This window comes from Cupriavidus sp. FW306-01-F10A (assembly GCF_058782785.1).
The window spans coordinates 188,542-205,501 of sequence record NZ_JBYSYA010000012.1 but is presented as its reverse complement, the minus strand read 5'-3'; the positions used below and the strand labels follow the sequence as shown (position 1 = coordinate 205,501).

Genomic DNA, 16,960 nt, shown 5'->3' with positions numbered 1-16,960 from the left:
CGCCGATGATAGTGCGGATTCCCGTGTGAAAGTAGGTCATCGCCAGGCTCTTATACTGCAGAACCCCCAGCCCCAAAGGCTGGGGGTTTTTGCTTTGGCGCGGCGCAAACGCCCGCGCCCCTCATGCCGTCATCCGCCGGTCCGCGACAGCCAGCGCAACGCCGGCCAGGCAGCAGCCTCCAACCAGCAATGCCGCTGGCACGGTGCCGTGCACTGCCAGGGAGCTGGCCGCAACCGGCATCAGCATCAGCACAGCCAGGTTGTTGATGCTTTCCGAGACGGCCAGAACCTGTCCCTTTGCCGTGCCAGCCCGCCGCGCCAGGATGGCGGTGCTCGATGGCGCCGCGATGCCGAGTGCCGCGCCCCACGCCAGCAGGCAGCCAAGCGACCCGGGCAACGCCAGGACGGCTGTCGTGAACAAAGTCATGGCCACGGCGACAAGCGCGGTGGCCGCTATCAGAACATTTTCCTCGCGCGCGAAGCACTGGCTGGCACGCCCTGCCAGCAGATTGCCAACGGCCAGGCCGAGGCCGAAGACCGATAGTGCCGCGCCGACGCCGGCCACGCCGAGCCCGTAACGCAACCGCAGCACTTCCCCCGTCAGTACATAGCCCGCTACGGCGCTTCCATTCCAGGCGCCTTTCGCGATCAATGGCAGCAGGATGCCTGAAGATGTTGGGGTGTTCCTGGATTTTTCCTGGCAGTCGCCGCTACGCGGCAGATTGCGCGGAAGTACGCAGTAGCCGGCAAGAAAGGCCGCCAGGCAACCGCCGGCGATGACAAGGAAGGGCGCGCGCCAGCCGAATCCATCGGCCAGCACCCCGGCCACTGCCGGGCCTGCGGCAACGCCGGCGGTCATGCCTAGCATGACGCCGCCCATGGCGCCAGCCTGCCGCGCCGGGGGAACCAGATCCGCGATCAATGCGAAGACGGTGGGAATCGTTGCCGCGGCGGCGAGCCCGCCGAGGATACGCAATGCCATGGCGGCATGCAGCGTAGGGACGAGCGTGAGAGCGATGGCATCGAGCGCGAACAACAGCAATGCAGCCAGCAGCACGCGGCGCCGTCCGGCACGGTCGGAGAACCAGCCCATCAGCGGCGCGGCCAAGGCATAGGAAAGGGCATAGGCAGAAACCAGTCCCGATGCGCGCGCCGGGGTGGTGGCAAAGGCGTCTGCAAGCGGCGCCAGCATCGGTGACAACATGAATTCGGCAGCGCCGACCATGCACACGGCGAGGGCAAGCACGGACAGCAGGCAAGGAGATGGCATAACGTAGCCTCCTCGGGCTTCAACATGGATGGGATGTGGCGATACCGGCCGAGACGTGCGAAACGTGACATAACAAGGCCGCATCACCGCCTAACAGTGGGTAAATCCGGAAAGTGAATGCACCGCTGAGTCGGGCGCGAAGAGGGTGGTGCGAGCGGGCACCGGGGATTGCGAGAAGGGGCGATTCAGAAAGATCGCCGGGAAGTCAGGGATGATTCTATCGTATTACCAGCAATCAGGGGCCACCGGTGCCCAGGCACCGGCGGCATGGCGGAAAGTTAGTCGGCCTCGATCTGCATCGACTTCAGCAGAGGCTGCCACTTGTCGCTCTCAGCCTTGAGCATTGTGCGCAGGCCTTCCGGCGTCTGCTTGTCGACCGGCACGATTTCCGCACCCAGGCCATCGAGTTTCTTGATCACCACGGGATCTTGCAGCCCCTTCTGCAGCGCCTTGGTCAGCCGCGCCACTGCAGCGGGCGGCGTGCCCTTGGGCGCGTAGATGCCGTGCCAGACCTTGACGTCAAAGCCTTTGAGACCGCCTTCCTGCAGCGTTGGCGCACTGGGCAGCGCCTTGATCCGCGCCGGCGTGGTCACGCCGAACAGGCGCACGCGGTCGGCCTGGATATGCGGCAGCGTGGCCGTGGTCTGGTCGCACAGCAGGTCGACCTGGCCGCCCAGCAGCGCGGTCAACGCGGGGCCGGCGCCCTGGTAAGGGATTGCATTGAGCTTGACGTGGACCGATTGCTCGAACAGCACGCCGCATAGTTGCGAAACGGCGCCCAGCCCGGCATTGGCCAGCGACACCTTGTCCTTGTTCTGCGTCACGTAGCGGATCAGTTCCGGCACGGTCTTGGCCGGCAGGTCCTTGCGGCCCATCAGGGTCATCGGCACGTCCGCGACCTGGCCGACATACTCGAAATCCTTCAGCGGCGCGTACGACAGCTTCTTGTACAGTGCCGGCGCGGTCGCCATGCCGTTATGGTGGATCAGCAGCGTATAGCCGTCCGCCTGTGCGCGGGCGACAAAGGCGGCAGCCACGGTGCCGCCGGCGCCGGTGCGGTTTTCCACCACCACGCTCTGGCCGAGATCCTGCGACATCGCCTGCGCCAGTGTGCGTGCCACGACGTCGGTCGGGCCGCCGGCGGAGTAGGGGACGACCAGCGTGATCGGCTTGCCGGGGTACGCTTCAGCAGCCGCCGCGCCGCTTGTGCCAGCCAGCGTCGAGGCCATCACCATCACACCCGCCAGCCATCGTGGCCCGGCGCGCAAATCCTTCGCATCCTTCATTGCTGTCTCCAGATTGGTGCCGCGCCGTGAGTCCGGGGCGGCTTGTCGGGGTTGCGCGGCTAGCATGGGGGTATGCCGCGGCGACCACAATCTGGTTCTCGTGAAGGGTGCCTAATCCCCGATGAAAGATCAGGCTGGCTGGCCGCGCGTGGCGACCACGCGGTATGTGCTTTGCACGAAGCCGCTTTCGTAGGTGGTGGTGCGCAGGTGAGCCAACCGGATGTCGTGTCCGGCATCACCGAACAGCGGGATGCCATGGCCGATCAGCACCGGGATGCGGGTGATTGTCAGCGTATCGATCAGCCCATCGGCCAGGAAGGACTGGATCAGCTTGCCGCCGTCGACATAGACACTGGCCGCACCGGCCGCGGCCAGTGCCGCGGCGGCTTCGCCCACCGTGCCGCGCAGCAGGCGCACATCATCGGCCAGGGCTGGCGGCACGGCGTCGGCCGCCAGGGTGTTGCTCATGACCACTACCCGCTTGCCGGCATAGGGCCAGGGGTCGAAGGTCAGGACTTTCTCGTAGGTATTGCGCCCCAGCAGCAGCGTGTCGACCGACTGCATGTAGGCGGCGTAGCCGTGGTCGTCGGTGGAGGTGGTCGCGGACAGCAGCCAGTCCAGGTCGCCGTCGGCGCGGGCGATGAAACCGTCGAGGCTGGTGGCAATAAAGACGGAGAAGCGCAGGTTCGGTGCAGTGGTCAAGGCTCGCTCCGGGTCGGGGCGATCCGGGGAAGCTGCGGCCAGCCTGCCGGATCCGGGCCGCCATGCTAACCCGGTTGTCCCGCCACTGCACAGCTCAGGCGACTTCGGCCACGCGCACTTCCACCAGCAGCTTCTTCAGTTCCGGCACGCACGAGCCGCAGTTGCCGCCGGCCTTGACGCAGGCGGTGATCTCCGCGGGCGTCTTCAGGTCGTGCTTGCGCACGGCGTCGCAGATGGTGTTGCGGCCCACGCCAAAGCACGAGCACACCGTCGGGCCGGTGTCGGCGCCTTTCTCCATCGGCTGGCCGAGCAGCAGGCCGATGCGGTCAGCGTCTTCCAGCCGCTCGCGGCCGAACAGGCCGGCGAGCCACGCGCGCGAGGGTAGCTCGGGCCGGGTCGACACGTAGACGCACGCTTCCAGCCGGTCGTTGACGACATAGCCCGCATGGTAGACGCCGGCGGTGCGGTCTTCGTACTCGAGCCAGTCGGCGTCCGGGTCGGTCACGCCGAGCAGCGCGCGGGCCCAGGCGGTGCGGTCGGCCACGGTGTCGCGGCCGGCGAATTCATAGCGCTGGAACTGGCGGCCCTGCACGCGCGTCCAGTAGGTCAGCGCTTCCGCGGGCAGCGCGCCGCGGCTCAGCACGAAGCCATGCCAGTTCACGCCGAATGGCTCCACGCGCACGGGCGTGTGCTTGAATTCGGGCTCGCCGGAAACGGGATCGACCACGGGATTGACCAGCGCGCCGACGCGTGCGTCGGAGCTGAACTGGCCGTTCCAGTGGATCGGCACGAACACGCTGCCGCGCGGGATGCCGCCGCCATGGCGCACGCGTGCCACCATCGCGCCCCAGCGCGTGCTGACGCGCGCGAGCTTGCCTTCGCCCACGCCGGACAACAGCGCGTCCTGCGGGTGCATGTCGACGAAGGGCTCGGGCAGGTGGTCGGCCAGCTTGGCCGACTTGCCGGTGCGCGTCATGGTGTGCCACTGGTCGCGCACGCGGCCGGTGTTGAGGATCAGCGGGAAATCGTCGTCGGGCGCGTGGGCCGGCGCGCGCGGCGGCGTGGCGACAAAGCGGGCCAGGCCGTCGGCATGGGCGTAGCGCCCGTCGGCAAACAGGCGTTGCGTGCCGGCTCCGGCCGGTGCGCCCGCGGGCAGCGGCCATTGCACGGGCTCCAGCGCGTCATAGTGCTCCTGGTCCAGGCCGGCCAGCCCGCCGATGTCGAACACGCGCGGTGCGGCATCGTTGCGCCAGGCGCTCAGGCGCGCGTGCTCGTCGAAAATCTCATGCACGCCCGCATAGTCAAAGCCATCAAAGCCCATGCGGCGCGCGACGTCGCACAGGATCCGCCAGTCGGCGCGCGCCTCGCCAGGCGCGGGCAGGAAGGCGCGCTGACGGGAAATGCGTCGTTCCGAGTTGGTAACGGTGCCGTCTTTCTCGCCCCAGCCCAGCGCGGGCAGCAGCACGTGCGCGGCAGCATTGGTGTCGGTGCGCTCGATGATGTCGCTGGTGACCACCAGTTCGCACCTGGCCAGCGCGCGGCGCACCTGGTCGGCGTCGGGCAGGCTTACCACCGGGTTGGTGGCGATCACCCAGACCGCCTTGACGCGGCCGGCTTCGATCGCCTCGAACAGTTCCACCGCCTTCAGGCCCGGGCGGTCGGCCACCACCGGCGATTGCCAGAAGCTCTGCACGACGTCGCGATGCAGCGGGTTGGCCAGTTCCATGTGCGCGGCCAGCATGTTGGCCAGGCCGCCGACCTCGCGCCCGCCCATTGCATTGGGCTGGCCGGTAAGCGAGAACGGGCCCATGCCCGGGGCGCCGATGCGGCCGGTCAGCAGGTGGCAGTTGATGATGCTGTTGACCTTGTCGGTGCCGGCCGACGACTGGTTGACGCCTTGCGAGAAGGCGGTCACGGTCTTTTCCGTATCCGCGAACAGTTGGTAGAACGCCAGCACGTCCTGCACGTCCAGCTTGCAGGCGCGGGCCACGGCAGCGGGATCGGCGCAGGCCGCGTCCGCGGCCTGCAGGGCTTCATCCAGCCCCGCGGTGCTGGCGGCGACGAAGGCGGCGTTGGTGCGGCCTTCGCGCGCCAGGTAGCTCAGCAGCCCGTTGAACAGCCACACGTCGGTGCCCGGGCGGATCGCCAGGTGCAGGTCAGCCAGTTCGCAGGTGGCGGTGCGGCGCGGGTCGATCGCCACGATCTTCATCTCGGGGCGCGCTTCCTTGGCCTGGGACAGGCGCTGGAACAGGATCGGATGGCACCACGCGGTGTTGGAGCCCACCAGCACCACCAGGTCGGCCAGTTCCAGATCTTCGTAGTTGCCCGGCACCAGGTCTTCGCCGAAGGCGCGCTTGTGGCCGGCCACTGCCGACGACATGCACAGGCGCGAGTTGGTGTCGATATTGGCGCTGCCGATGAAGCCCTTCATCAGCTTGTTGGCGATGTAGTAGTCCTCGGTCAGCAGCTGGCCCGAGACATAGAGCGCGACCGAATCCGGGCCGTGGCGGTGGACGACGTCCGAGAAGCCTTGCGCGACGGTGTCGAGCGCATGGTCCCACGAGACTTGCTGCAGGGAGCCATCGGTGCCGCGCACCTTGGGGTGGAGCAGGCGGCCTTCCAGGTCCACGGTTTCACCGAGCGCCGAGCCTTTCACGCACAGCCGGCCGTGATTGGACGGGTGCTGGGCGTCGCCCGCGATCTCGACCTGGCCGTCGGCACGCACGGTGGCGCGCACGCCGCAGCCGACGCCGCAGTACGGGCAGGTGGTGGCGGTGGTGGTGGTCAGGGTCGCCGAGACGACCGGGATGTCGGACAGGTTCACGCGTTCTCCGTGCGGGGACGTTGTATGGCTTACGGTGATGCTTAAGCGGCGAGCGCTTCGCACTGCGCCTGACCGAACAGCAGGCGCTGGCGCAGCGCGCCCACCGGCGTGCGGCGCTGGATCATGTCGAAGTACCAGGGGCCGTCCTGCACGTCGCCGTACAGCACGGCGCCGACCAGATAGCCGTCCTGCAGCACCAGGCGCTTGTAGACGCCGCGGCGCGGGTCGCGCAGCACCAGGTCTTCACTGCCTTCGGCGCCGATGAAGTCGCCGGCGGAATACAGGTCGACGCCGGTCACTTTCAGCTTAGTCGCGGTGGCCTGCTGCACGTAGTGGCGATGGCCGGCGCCGGCGAGGTGCGCGGCGCACACGCGCGCCTGATCCCAGATCGGCGCCACCAGGCCGAAGGTGGCCTGGCGATGCTGCACGCATTCGCCCACGGCGTAGATGCGCGGATCATAGGTCTGCAGCGTGTCGTCGACGACGATGGCGCGCTCGCAGTGCAGGCCGGCGCCGGCGGCCAGCTCGATATTGGGGCGCACGCCCGCGGTCATCACCACCAGGTCGGCGCGGATCTCGCTGCCGTCCTTGAAGCGCACGCCGGTGACGCGGTCGGTGCCGAGAATCTCCGCGGTCTGAGCGCCCAGCAGGAAGCGCAGGCCCTTGCGCTCGAGCGCGCCCTGGAGCAGCATGGCAGCGGGCTTGTCGAGCTGGCGCTCCATCAGGCTGTCGGGCAGGTGCACCACGGTCACGTCCATGCCCTGGCGCAGCAGCCCGTTGGCGGCCTCCAGGCCGAGCAGGCCGCCGCCGATCACCACCGCATGGCGGTGGTCGCGCGCGGCTTGCTGCATGGTCTCCACGTCCTGGATATCGCGGAAGGCGATCACGCCGTCGAGCTGGTGCCCCGGCACCGGCAGGATGAAGGGCTTGGAGCCGGTGGCCAGCAGCAGGCGGTCGTAGCGCACTTCGCGGCCGGAGGCCGAGCGCACGATGCGGCGTGGGCGGTCGATGGCCACCACCGGATCGCCGGCAAGCAGTTCGATGCCATGCTCGGCGTACCACTCGCGCGTATTCAGCATGATGTCCGCTACCGTCTTCTCGCCGGCCAGCACCGGCGACAGCAGGATGCGGTTGTAGTTGCCGTGCGGCTCGGCCCCGAACACCGTGATGTCGTACAGGTCCGGGGCGAGCCTGAGCAGCTCTTCCACAGTGCGCATGCCGGCCATGCCGTTGCCGACGACGACCAGGCGCGGGCGGGCTTGGGGGGTGGCGGAAGGCGTCATGCCGGCATCTCCGTTGGCGTGGCTTGAGGACAGGGGGAACATCAAATGGCCGCCGGTGTCAGGCTGCGAGTTCTTCCTCGGCCTCGCTCATGGCCACGCCGGCGGCAATCCAGACCTTGCCGTCATAGACGCGTGCGGCGTAGGCATTGACGGACTGCTCGGGCGCTTCCAGGCATTCGCCGGTGCGCAGGTCGAAGTGATGCTTGTAGATCGGCGAAGCCACCACCAGGCGCTCGCCCAGGTTGCCGACCAGCCCGCGCGACAGCACCGCGGCCTGCGAGTTGGGATCGAAGTTGTCGATGGCGTAGACCTCGTCGCCACGGCCGATGCGGAACACAGCGACCTGCTTGTCGTCGACCAGCGCGCACACACCAGTATTGGGCACGATATCGCGTACGGTGCAGACAGCGGTCCAGGTCTCAGGATGGTGGGGATGGCTCATCACGTTCTCCTTGTTTGCGGGCACGGTCAGGCTGCTTTTGCGGGCATGGCAACCACGGGAATCTGGCTCAGGCGGGAACGATGCAATTTCCGTTCCTCCGGCGTGGCCGGGCGGATCTGCCCGCGCTCTTCGATGAAGGCGACATTGTCGTCGCGGCGGTCGCTGTTGACGAAATGGCGGAAGCGCTTGCGCGTCTCGGGATCGGTCACGGCCTTCTTCCATTCGTCTTCGTAGGTGTCGACCACGTGCTGCATCTCGGCTTCCAGTTCGGCGGCGAGGCCCAGCTTGTCGTCCAGCACCACGGCCTTGAGGTAGTCCAGGCCGCCTTCGAGGTTGTCGCGCCAGACGCTGGTGCGCTGCAGGCGGTCGGCGGTGCGCACGTAGAACATCAGGAAGCGGTCGATGTAGCGCACCAGGGTGTCGTGGTCCAGGTCGCTGGCCAGCAGCTCTGCATGGCGCGGCTTCATGCCGCCGTTGCCGCACACGTACAGGTTCCAGCCCTTGTCCGTGGCGATCACGCCAACATCCTTGCCCTGCGCCTCGGCGCATTCGCGGGTGCAGCCGGACACGCCGAACTTGATCTTGTGCGGCGCGCGCAGGCCCTTGTAGCGGTTCTCCAGCTCGATCGCCAGGCCCACCGAATCGCCGACGCCATAGCGGCACCAGGTGGAGCCCACGCACGACTTCACCGTGCGCAGCGCCTTGCCGTAGGCATGGCCCGATTCAAAGCCGGCGGCGATCAGTTCTTCCCAGATGAAGGGCAGTTCCTCGGCGCGTGCACCAAAAAGGTCCACGCGCTGGCCGCCGGTGATCTTGGTGTACAGGCCGTACTTCTTGGCCACCTGGCCGACCGCGATCAGGCCCTCGGGCGTGACTTCGCCGCCCGGCATGCGCGGTACCACCGAGTAGGTGCCGTCCTTCTGGATGTTGGCCAGGTAGTAGTCGTTGGAGTCCTGCAGGCTGGCGTGCTCTTCCTTGAGCACGAATTCATTCCAGCACGAGGCCAGGATGCTGCCCACCGCGGGCTTGCAGATGTCGCAGCCCATGCCCTTGCCATGCGCTTCCAGCAGCGCATCGAAGGTCTTGAACTTGCCCACGCGCACCAGGTGGTACAGCTCCTGGCGCGAGTACGGGAAGTGCTCGCAGAGGTGGTTGTTGACGGCCATGCCCTGCTTCTTCATCTCGGCCTTCATGATCTGCGTGACCAGCGGCACGCAGCCGCCGCAGGCGGTGCCGGCCTTGGTGCAGGTCTTGAGAGCGCCGATGCTGGTGGCGCCGTCGCACACCGCGACGCAGATCTCGCCCTTGGAGACGTTGTTGCACGAGCAGATCTGGGCGGCGTCGGGCAGGGCATCGGCGCCCAGCGCGGGCTTGGCCTTGCCGCTGCTGTCGGGCAGGATCAGGAATTCGGGCGACTCGGGCAGCTCGATCTTGTTCAGCATCATCTGCAGCAGCGTGCCGTACTCGCTGGCGTCGCCGATCAGCACGCCGCCCAGCAGGTACTTGCCGCAGTCGGACACCACCAGCTTCTTGTAGACCTCTTTGCGGTCGTCGCAGAACTGGTAGAAGCGCGCGCCCGGGACGGTGCCGTGCGGGTCGCCGATGCTGGCCACGTCCACGCCCATCAGCTTGAGCTTGGTGCTCATGTCGGCGCCGGCAAACTCGGCGGCTTCGCCCTGCAGGTGGCGCGCGGCGACGCGGGCCATGTCATAGCCCGGTGCCACCAGGCCGTAGATCTTGCCTTGCCACAGCGCGCATTCACCGATGGCGTAGATGTCGGGGTCCGAGGTGAGGCACTGGTTGTCCACCACGATGCCGCCGCGCTCGCCCACCGCCAGGCCGCTGGTGCGGGCCAGTTCGTCGCGCGGGCGGATGCCGGCCGAGAACACGATCATGTCGGTGTCGAGGTGGGTGCCGTCGGCAAACACCATGCGGTGGGTGCCGTCTTCGCCGTCGATGATCTCCACCGTGTTCTTGCCGGTGTGCGCGGTCACGCCCAGGCCATGGATCTTCTGGCGCAGCATGCGGCCGCCGCCTTCGTCGACCTGCACCGCCATCAGGCGCGGCGCAAACTCGACCACGTGCGTCCGCAGGTCCATGTCGCGCAGCGCCTTGGCGCACTCCAGGCCAAGCAGGCCACCGCCGACCACCACGCCGGTCTTCGAGCGCGCACCGCATTCGCGCATCGCTTCCAGGTCTTCGATGGTGCGATAGACAAAGCAGTCCTTGCGGTCCTTGCCCGGCACCGGCGGCACGAAGGGGTAGGAGCCGGTGGCGAGGATCAGCTTGTCATAGGACAGGGTCTCGCCGGTCGACACCTTCACGGTGCGCGCGGCGCGGTCGATTTCCACCGCGCGCGCATTCAGGCGCAGCAGCATGTTGTTGTGCTGCTCGAAGAAGCCGGCGGGCACCAGCGACAGGTCCTCGGCTGACTTGCCGGCGAAGAATTCGGACAGGTGCACGCGATCGTAGGCGGGACGCGGTTCTTCGCACAGCACGGTCACTTCCACGTTCTGCGCGCCGGCTTCCGCCAGGCATTCCAGGAACTTGTGACCCACCATGCCGTGGCCGACGATGATCAGTTTCATGATGCTTTCCTTGTCCTGTAGTCAGTCTTTGCTGCTTGTTGTGCTGTGGGGGCGATGCTTCAAAATCAGTTGGCCAGCGCGCTGTCGTACAGCGCCTGCTCCTGGGCCTTGTGCTCGGCGCTGAAGCGGATGGCGATGGCGCACAGTGCGGCGATGGTGGCAAGCACGCCCAGCACCGTCAGCGTGTGCTGCAGGTCGCCCAGGCCCTTGAGCAGGAAGCCCGCGGCGACGGCGCCAACGTTGCCGCCCGCGCCGATGATCCCGGCCACGCCGCCCAGCGCCTTGCGGTCGATAAAGGGCACCAGCGCGTAGGTCGCGCCGCAGGCCATGTGGGTGAACAGGCCGAACAGCAGCATCGCGACCACCGCCAGCGTCACGCTGCCGGCCTGCGCGAACCACAGCAGGCCCAGGCCTTCGCCCAGGATCAGCACGAACAGCAGCGTGGCGCGTGCGTCCAGGCCGCGGCGGCGCGCCGCCTTGTCCGACAGCCAGCCACCCAGGGCGCGGGCAAACAGCGCCAGCAGGCCGAAGCTCGCGGCGGCCATGCCGGCGGCCTTCAGGCTCAGGCCGAAGCGGTCGACGTAATACGACGCGGCGATGTTGTGGATGAAGATCTCAACGCCGAAGCAGGCGCCGTAGGTGATGAACAGCAGCCACACGCGATAGTTGGCGCTGGCGGCGCGGAAGCTGGCCCAGCCGCCGCCTTTGCCACCGTCCTTGCCGGTGATGGCGATGCCGCGGGCGCGCAGGTCCGAGTAGTTGCCGTCCGGGCAGTCCTGGGTGAAGCGCCAGTAGATGACGGCCATGATCAGCATCAGCACGCCCGGCACCAGCAGGGCGAAGCGCCAGCCGAACGCCTGGTCGGCGCCGAGCATCAGCACGGCGGCCAGCAGCAGCGGCATGATGGCCTGCGCGGCGCCGCCGCCGGCATTGCCCCAGCCGGCCGCGGCTGCGTTGGCGGTGCCGACCACGTTGGGCGCGAACATCACCGAGGTGTGGTACTGCGTGATCACAAAGCTGGCGCCGACTGCGCCGATCAGCAGGCGGAAGGTCAGGAAGGTCTCATAGCTCTGTGCCAGCGCCACGCCCAGCACCGGCAGCGCGCCCAGCGCCAGCAGGCCGGTATAGGTCTTGCGCGGGCCGAAGCGGTCGCACATCGGGCCGATCACCAGGCGCACCAGAATGGTCACCGCCACCGCCGCGATATTGATGTTGGCGATCTGGCCCGGGGTCAGGCCGAACTCGCCCTTGAGCACCGGCATCAGCGGCGCGCAGGCAAACCACGCAAAGAAGCAGACGAAGAACGCCATCCAGGTCAGGTGGAAGGCGCGCATCTGCGGGGTCCTAAAGCTCAGCAGCTCGATGCGGGTGGCTTTGGCGGTCATCGTCCTTGGCTCCAAAAAACAAATGGCGTCCCGCAGACCAGGCCGCTCAGGCCAGTTCAGGGGACGCCGTTGTCCTGACAGCCACTACATGGGATAGGGGCTGCGTATGTGGGGTGGGCCGGTCGCCGTTGACGGGCCCGTACCCTGTTACGCAAGGGGTGTGCCAGGCCGGTATGTGACGATGAATGGGGGTTTGTTGCGCCGGGGTACGGCGGAGTGATGCCGGGATGCGCTGTGGTGGGGCGGCCGCCGGGCTGGCGGCACACTCATGGTGCAGTGCGGTGGGCTGCGCTGGTGCGATGCAGCAGCGCGCTCGATGCTATTGGTCCGAAGCCGGGGGCTGGGCGTTGACGGGGACGATCCGCATATCGCGCGGCGATACTTCCGCGCCATCCTCGTCGACCAATGCCGCGCGCACCAGCTTGCCGCTGGCGCTCGAGCGTATCTGCACCGGGCCTTCGCCGGACGGGGCCATGTGGCTGTCGCCCCACTGCATCAGGCCGACCAGCACCGGCAGCAACTCCACGGCGGCGCGGGTGGGGCGGTATTCGAAGCGTTCGCGCTCGCCGGGCTCGCGGTAGCCGACCTTGCGCAGCAGGCCGGCGTCGGTCAGCGTCTTGAGACGCGCGGACAGCACCGCGGGCGAGCATTCGAGCCGGCGCAGGAAGTCGTCGAAGCGCGTCACGCCATGGAACACATCGCGCAGGATCAGGATCGTCCACTTTTCGCCGATCAGCGACAGCGTCGCGGCAATCGAGCAGTGGCGGAGGTCGGACGCATTGAGGGTCATGATGCCGGCAAGCATAGCACGCTGACTTCATTTGCAAAAGTCAGGTTATCTCCTATATTCTGACTACGAATTTTGAATCCAGATGGTGCCGGCATGGATGATCAGGGCAAGACCCGCACGGGCAAGGCGGAAAGCTGGACGGTGGGACGGGGCGTGCAGGTCACGCTGCGCCATACGCGGCCGCAGGACGGCGGGGCACTGCGTGCGCTGGTGGACGGGCTCTCGCGTGAAAGCCGCTACTTCCGCTTCCTGAGCGGCGGGCGCGTGGTGGACGAGACTGTCGAGGGTCTGGCCGCACCCGGGCCGGGCGGCGTGGCGCTGGTGGTAGAGGCGCCCGACGAAGCTGGTGTATTAGCCATTGTCGCCAGCGCGGAATACGTGGTGTCCGGGCAGGTCGGGGAATTTGCCGTGGTGGTTGCCGACGGCTGGCAAGGGCAGGGACTGGGGCGGCGCCTGATCGCCAGGCTGTGCGAACTGGCGCGCGCGGCCGGCCTGCGCACCCTGCGCGGCGACGTGCTCAGCGAGAACCGCCGCATGCTGGCCATCCTGCGCGGCCTCGGCTTTGCCAGCCGCCGCAATCCGGAGGACAGCTACCTGCATGAAGTCACGCTGGCGCTTGGCCAGCCGGCGCGCAGCCCGCAGCGGCTGCCGGCGGACTGGTTCGGCGCGCGCTGATCAACTGGCGTCGCGCTTGCCGCGCGAGGTCATGGTGCAACCTACCGAGGCCGTGATGATGCTGGCGATCGCCAGCCATTGCAGCGCGCTCAGCTGTTCATGCAGGAATGCCAGCCCGGCCAGCGCGCCCATGGCCGGCTCCATGCTCAGCAGGATGCCGAAGGTGCGCCGGTGCAGGCGCTTGAGCGCCACCATCTCCAGCGAATAGGGAATCGCGCTCGACAGGATGCCCACCGCCAGCCCGAACAGCAGCAGCGTCGGGCTGAACATCGCGGTGCCCGCATGCGCCAGCCCGAACGGCAGCACCACCAGCGCCGCCATGGTCAGCCCCAGCGAGGTGGCCTGCCCGCCGTGGGCGTTGCCTGCCATCTGCCCGAACACGATATACAGCGCCCAGCCTACGCCCGCGGCCAGCGCATAGCCGATGCCCACCGGATCGAGCGTACCGGCGGCATCGCCGACCGGCAGCAACAGCAGCAGCCCGGCCACCGCAAAGGCGATCCACAGGAAATCGATCGCGCGCCGCGACGACAGCACCGCGACCGCCAGCGGCCCGGTGAACTCGATCGCGATCGCCAGCCCCAGCGGGATGGTGCGCAGCGACATGTAGAACAGCAGGTTGGTCGCGCCCAGCGCCGCGCCGTACAGCGCGATCGCGCGCGCGTTGGTTCGTGTCAGCGGAATGCGCCACGGGCGCCAGACGCACAGCAGGATCAGCGCGGAGAAGCTCACCCGCAGCGCCGTGGTGCCCTGCGCCCCGAGCGCCGAGAACAGGCTCTTGGCAAAAGAGGTGCCGATGCACAGCGAGGCCATCGAGCCGGTCAGGGCCAGCACGGCGAGCAGGGTCGAGCGACGGTGGGCGGCGGTTTGCGGCAATTTGGGGATCCCGTTTTTTGGCGTGGCCTGTGCAATGCTGCCGCATCATGCGGCAAGCACGGCGCGGGCGCCATATACAGGTGTGGACCAGTGGCTCAGTACAGTTGGCCGTGCCCCGAGTACGCCCGCCGTTCAGTGGTCCCGAGCTGCCGCCTTGCGCCGCTTGCCGGGCTTGCTGGCGCAGTCCGGGCAACGCCCCAGTAGCGTCAGCTCGTGGTGCTCCACTTCGAAACCCGGTGGCGTGATCTCTTCCAGATGCCCGGGGCACCCTTCCAGCGGGAAGACGCGGTCGCACGACAGGCACTGGAAATAGTGCCGGTGGGTCGCGGCACCCGGCACTTCCGACAATTCATAGCGGTCCGGCTGGCCCGGCAGTTCGACTGCATGCACCTGCTCGCCTTCCACCAGGGCACGGATGTTGCGATAGACCGTGGCCAGTCCTAGTGAGGGCACCTGGTGCTGGGCCGCGGCCAGGATCTCGGCCGGGCTCAGGGGCCGGCCGGCTTCGCGCAGCGCGTCGATGACGGCGCCGCGTTGACGGGTCATGCGTTCCATGACTAGAATCTTAATGAGAAAATATTATCATTAGTGGGTCGCTGCGGTTTGCCAGTCGGATGGCCGCCGCCGCGACTCGTTTTTATTGGGGTGTTCCTTATGCTGCTTGCGCAGCTCAGCCGTGCCCGGCGCCGCGCGCCGTTTTCGTTCCTGCCTGTTGTGCCAGACTTGCGCCCGGTCCAGGCGCGTTCATTGCGGCCGGTGGCCGCCCTGATGCTGGCGATGTCCGGCCTGGCCGAGGCGGCCGATACCGCCGAGGCCTCCGATATTACGCTGCCGGCGGTGTCGGTGGTCGGCACGGCCTCCGCATCATACAACCCGCCCGACGCCTCCGGCGCGACCCGCACCGACACGCCGCTGCGCGAAATTCCACAGTCGGTGCGCGTGGTGCCACGTGCCATGCTGGACGATATCGCCGCGACCCGTTTCGACCAGACCTTCGACTATGTCAGCGGCATCGCACGCCAGAACAATTTCGGCGGCCTTTGGGACAACTTTGCCATGCGCGGCTTCACCGGCCATGAGAACACCGGCGCGGGCTACCTGGTGAACGGCTTTGCTGCCAACCGCGGCTATACCGCGCCGATGGATGCGGCCACGATCGAACGCGTGGAAGTGCTCAAGGGCCCGACGTCATCGCTGTACGGCACCAGCGAGCCGGGCGGCACCTTCAACGTGGTCACGCGCCAGCCGCAGTTCCGGCCCGCGCAGCGCTATGGCTTCGAGCTTGGCACGCGCGACGGCTATCGTGCCACGGCCGATGTCACCGGCCCGCTCGGCGAGAACGTGGCCGGCCGGCTGATCGCCGTGGCCGACCACCAGGGCAGCACGCGCGACTACATCAACAGCCAGCGCTCCCTGGTGGCGCCGTCGTTTACCTGGACGCTGGGCAACGACACCGTGCTGCAGTACGCGGCCGAATTCCAGCGCTACACCACGCCGATGGACCGCGGCGTGGTGGCCGTCAACGGCCAGCTGGGCCGCATCCCGCGCTCGCGCTACCTGGGCGAGCCCGGCGACGGCGACATGCGGCTGGACAGCCAGTCGCACCAGCTCAGCGTCGAGCACCAGTTCAATCAGAACTGGAAGGGCAGGCTCGGCCTGTCGTATCGCGGCGGCGCGCTGACGGGGCATAGCAGCGAGGCGACTTCACTGGCCGCCGACGGCCGCACGCTCTGGCGCCAGCGCCGCTACCGCGACTTCCAGTCGGACGATGTCTCGCTGCAGGCCAGCGTGACCGGCAAGTTCAGCACCGGCCCGGTCGGGCATGAACTGCTGATGGGGGTGGATGCCTACCGCTTCGGCAATACCATGGCGATCCTGCGCAAGAACCCCAGCGCCGCGGCGCCGTACGCGATCGACATCTACGACCCGGCCTATGGCCAGCCGGCGCCGCCGATGCCGTGGAACATGGACACGTACGAGCGCCAGCGCAATCTCGGCGCCTACGCGCAGGACCAGCTGAGCCTGGGCGAGCGCTGGCGCGTGCTGGCCGGCGTGCGCTTCGACGCCTTCGACCAGTCGCTGGACAACCACCTGCGCGGCACACGCACCACGCAGCACCAGAGCGCGGTGTCGCCGCGCGTGGGCGTGAGCTACCTGGCCAGCCGGAACGTGTCGCTGTTTGCCAATGCCAGCCAGTCATTCCGTCCCAATGCCGGCGCCGACGCCGCGGGCCAGCCGTTCGACCCCGAGCGCGGCCGCGCGGTGGAGGCCGGCATCAAGTTCGACAGCGAGGACCGCCGCACCGGCGCCACGCTGGCTATCTTTGAGATCCGCAAGCGCAATGTGCTGGCCACCGACCCGTCCGATCCGTCCTTCTATATCGCCGCCGGCGAAGCGCGCAGCCGCGGCCTGGAGCTGGACGTGGCCGGGCAGCTTGGCACGCACTGGCGCGTGTCGGGCAGCTTTGCGCTGACCGATGCCGAGATCACGCAGGACACGCGACTTGCCGCCGGCACGCCGCTGTCCAACGTGCCGCGCACCAGCGGCAGCGTGCTGGCGGTGTATGAGGATGCCGCGCCGGTGGGCCAGCGCTATGGCGTCGGGGCCGGCCTGCGCTACGTGGGGCGGCGTCCGGGCGATGTGCAGGACAGCTTCTCGCTGCCGGCCTATGTGCTGGTGGACCTGCATGGCTACTGGCAATACAGCCGCAATGTGCGCGTGTCGCTCAACGTGGGCAACCTGTTCGACAAGACCTATTACGCCAGTTCGTACAGCAGCCTGTGGATTGCGCCGGGCGCGGGCCGCAGCGTGCGGCTGGGCGTGCAACTGAGCTATTGAC

13 protein-coding genes are annotated in these 16,960 nt (G+C 67.9%); 2 read left to right on the top strand and 11 right to left on the bottom strand.

Features of this window, described 5'->3' with window-relative positions; translation table 11 throughout:
* Positions 1–121 precede the first annotated feature (121 nt).
* The 9 genes from AC3WLF_RS18995 to AC3WLF_RS18955 form a co-directional block, all read right to left on the bottom strand.
* A complete protein-coding gene (locus tag AC3WLF_RS18995) occupies positions 122–1,270 on the bottom strand; it encodes an MFS transporter (RefSeq protein ID WP_492358628.1) in 1,149 nt (382 codons plus the stop codon).
* A gap of 278 nt (positions 1,271–1,548) precedes the next feature.
* Positions 1,549–2,556, bottom strand: a complete 1,008-nt coding sequence (locus AC3WLF_RS18990) for a tripartite tricarboxylate transporter substrate-binding protein (RefSeq protein ID WP_492319073.1) — start codon at positions 2,554–2,556, stop codon at positions 1,549–1,551.
* A 129-nt stretch (positions 2,557–2,685) separates the two neighbouring features.
* The gene (locus AC3WLF_RS18985; RefSeq protein ID WP_492319074.1) at positions 2,686–3,258 is read right to left on the bottom strand and encodes a dihydrofolate reductase family protein; all 573 of its coding nucleotides are present in this window, start codon (positions 3,256–3,258) and stop codon (positions 2,686–2,688) included.
* Positions 3,259–3,352: 94 nt separating this feature from the next.
* Entirely contained in the window at positions 3,353–6,082 is a 2,730-nt protein-coding gene (locus AC3WLF_RS18980; protein WP_492353445.1) for a molybdopterin-dependent oxidoreductase, read from the bottom strand.
* A 41-nt stretch (positions 6,083–6,123) separates the two neighbouring features.
* Entirely contained in the window at positions 6,124–7,365 is a 1,242-nt protein-coding gene (locus AC3WLF_RS18975; RefSeq protein ID WP_492356458.1) for an NAD(P)/FAD-dependent oxidoreductase, read from the bottom strand.
* A 58-nt stretch (positions 7,366–7,423) separates the two neighbouring features.
* The gene (gene nirD, locus AC3WLF_RS18970; protein ID WP_492356457.1) at positions 7,424–7,807 is read right to left on the bottom strand and encodes a nitrite reductase small subunit NirD; all 384 of its coding nucleotides are present in this window, start codon (positions 7,805–7,807) and stop codon (positions 7,424–7,426) included.
* A gap of 26 nt (positions 7,808–7,833) precedes the next feature.
* Positions 7,834–10,395 carry a nitrite reductase large subunit NirB gene (nirB, locus tag AC3WLF_RS18965; protein ID WP_492319078.1) on the bottom strand — a complete coding sequence of 854 codons (2,562 nt, stop codon included), beginning with the start codon at positions 10,393–10,395 and terminating at the stop codon, positions 7,834–7,836.
* 65 nt (positions 10,396–10,460) lie between these two features.
* Entirely contained in the window at positions 10,461–11,780 is a 1,320-nt protein-coding gene (locus tag AC3WLF_RS18960; protein ID WP_492319079.1) for an MFS transporter, read from the bottom strand.
* A gap of 319 nt (positions 11,781–12,099) precedes the next feature.
* The gene (locus tag AC3WLF_RS18955; RefSeq protein WP_492319080.1) at positions 12,100–12,585 is read right to left on the bottom strand and encodes a winged helix-turn-helix transcriptional regulator; all 486 of its coding nucleotides are present in this window, start codon (positions 12,583–12,585) and stop codon (positions 12,100–12,102) included.
* 78 nt (positions 12,586–12,663) lie between these two features.
* Between AC3WLF_RS18955 and AC3WLF_RS18950 the strand changes: the two genes are divergently transcribed.
* A complete protein-coding gene (locus tag AC3WLF_RS18950) occupies positions 12,664–13,245 on the top strand; it encodes a GNAT family N-acetyltransferase (protein WP_492350997.1) in 582 nt (193 codons plus the stop codon).
* Here AC3WLF_RS18950 and AC3WLF_RS18945 read toward each other — a convergent pair whose 3' ends face one another.
* Both AC3WLF_RS18945 and AC3WLF_RS18940 read right to left on the bottom strand, forming a co-directional pair.
* The gene (locus tag AC3WLF_RS18945; protein WP_492319082.1) at positions 13,246–14,121 is read right to left on the bottom strand and encodes an EamA family transporter; all 876 of its coding nucleotides are present in this window, start codon (positions 14,119–14,121) and stop codon (positions 13,246–13,248) included.
* A 132-nt stretch (positions 14,122–14,253) separates the two neighbouring features.
* Positions 14,254–14,676 (bottom strand): Fur family transcriptional regulator, encoded by a 423-nt coding sequence (locus AC3WLF_RS18940; protein ID WP_010814233.1) that lies wholly within the window; start codon positions 14,674–14,676, stop codon positions 14,254–14,256.
* Between the two features lie 99 nt (positions 14,677–14,775).
* Between AC3WLF_RS18940 and AC3WLF_RS18935 the strand changes: the two genes are divergently transcribed.
* Complete coding sequence (locus AC3WLF_RS18935) at positions 14,776–16,959, top strand: TonB-dependent siderophore receptor (protein ID WP_492358627.1); 2,184 nt, start codon at positions 14,776–14,778, stop codon at positions 16,957–16,959.
* The last annotated feature ends 1 nt before the right edge of the window (position 16,960 follow it).

Coding starts and splice junctions, on each gene's coding strand:
- AC3WLF_RS18995 (WP_492358628.1), bottom strand. CDS start 1,270: ATGCCATCTCCTTGCCTGCTGTCCGTGCTTGCCCTCGCCGTGTGCATG.
- AC3WLF_RS18990 (WP_492319073.1), bottom strand. CDS start 2,556: ATGAAGGATGCGAAGGATTTGCGCGCCGGGCCACGATGGCTGGCGGGT.
- AC3WLF_RS18975 (WP_492356458.1), bottom strand. CDS start 7,365: ATGACGCCTTCCGCCACCCCCCAAGCCCGCCCGCGCCTGGTCGTCGTC.
- nirD (WP_492356457.1), bottom strand. CDS start 7,807: ATGAGCCATCCCCACCATCCTGAGACCTGGACCGCTGTCTGCACCGTA.
- nirB (WP_492319078.1), bottom strand. CDS start 10,395: ATGAAACTGATCATCGTCGGCCACGGCATGGTGGGTCACAAGTTCCTG.
- AC3WLF_RS18960 (WP_492319079.1), bottom strand. CDS start 11,780: ATGACCGCCAAAGCCACCCGCATCGAGCTGCTGAGCTTTAGGACCCCG.
- AC3WLF_RS18955 (WP_492319080.1), bottom strand. CDS start 12,585: ATGCTTGCCGGCATCATGACCCTCAATGCGTCCGACCTCCGCCACTGC.
- AC3WLF_RS18950 (WP_492350997.1), top strand. CDS start 12,664: ATGGATGATCAGGGCAAGACCCGCACGGGCAAGGCGGAAAGCTGGACG.
- AC3WLF_RS18940 (WP_010814233.1), bottom strand. CDS start 14,676: ATGGAACGCATGACCCGTCAACGCGGCGCCGTCATCGACGCGCTGCGC.
- AC3WLF_RS18935 (WP_492358627.1), top strand. CDS start 14,776: ATGCTGCTTGCGCAGCTCAGCCGTGCCCGGCGCCGCGCGCCGTTTTCG.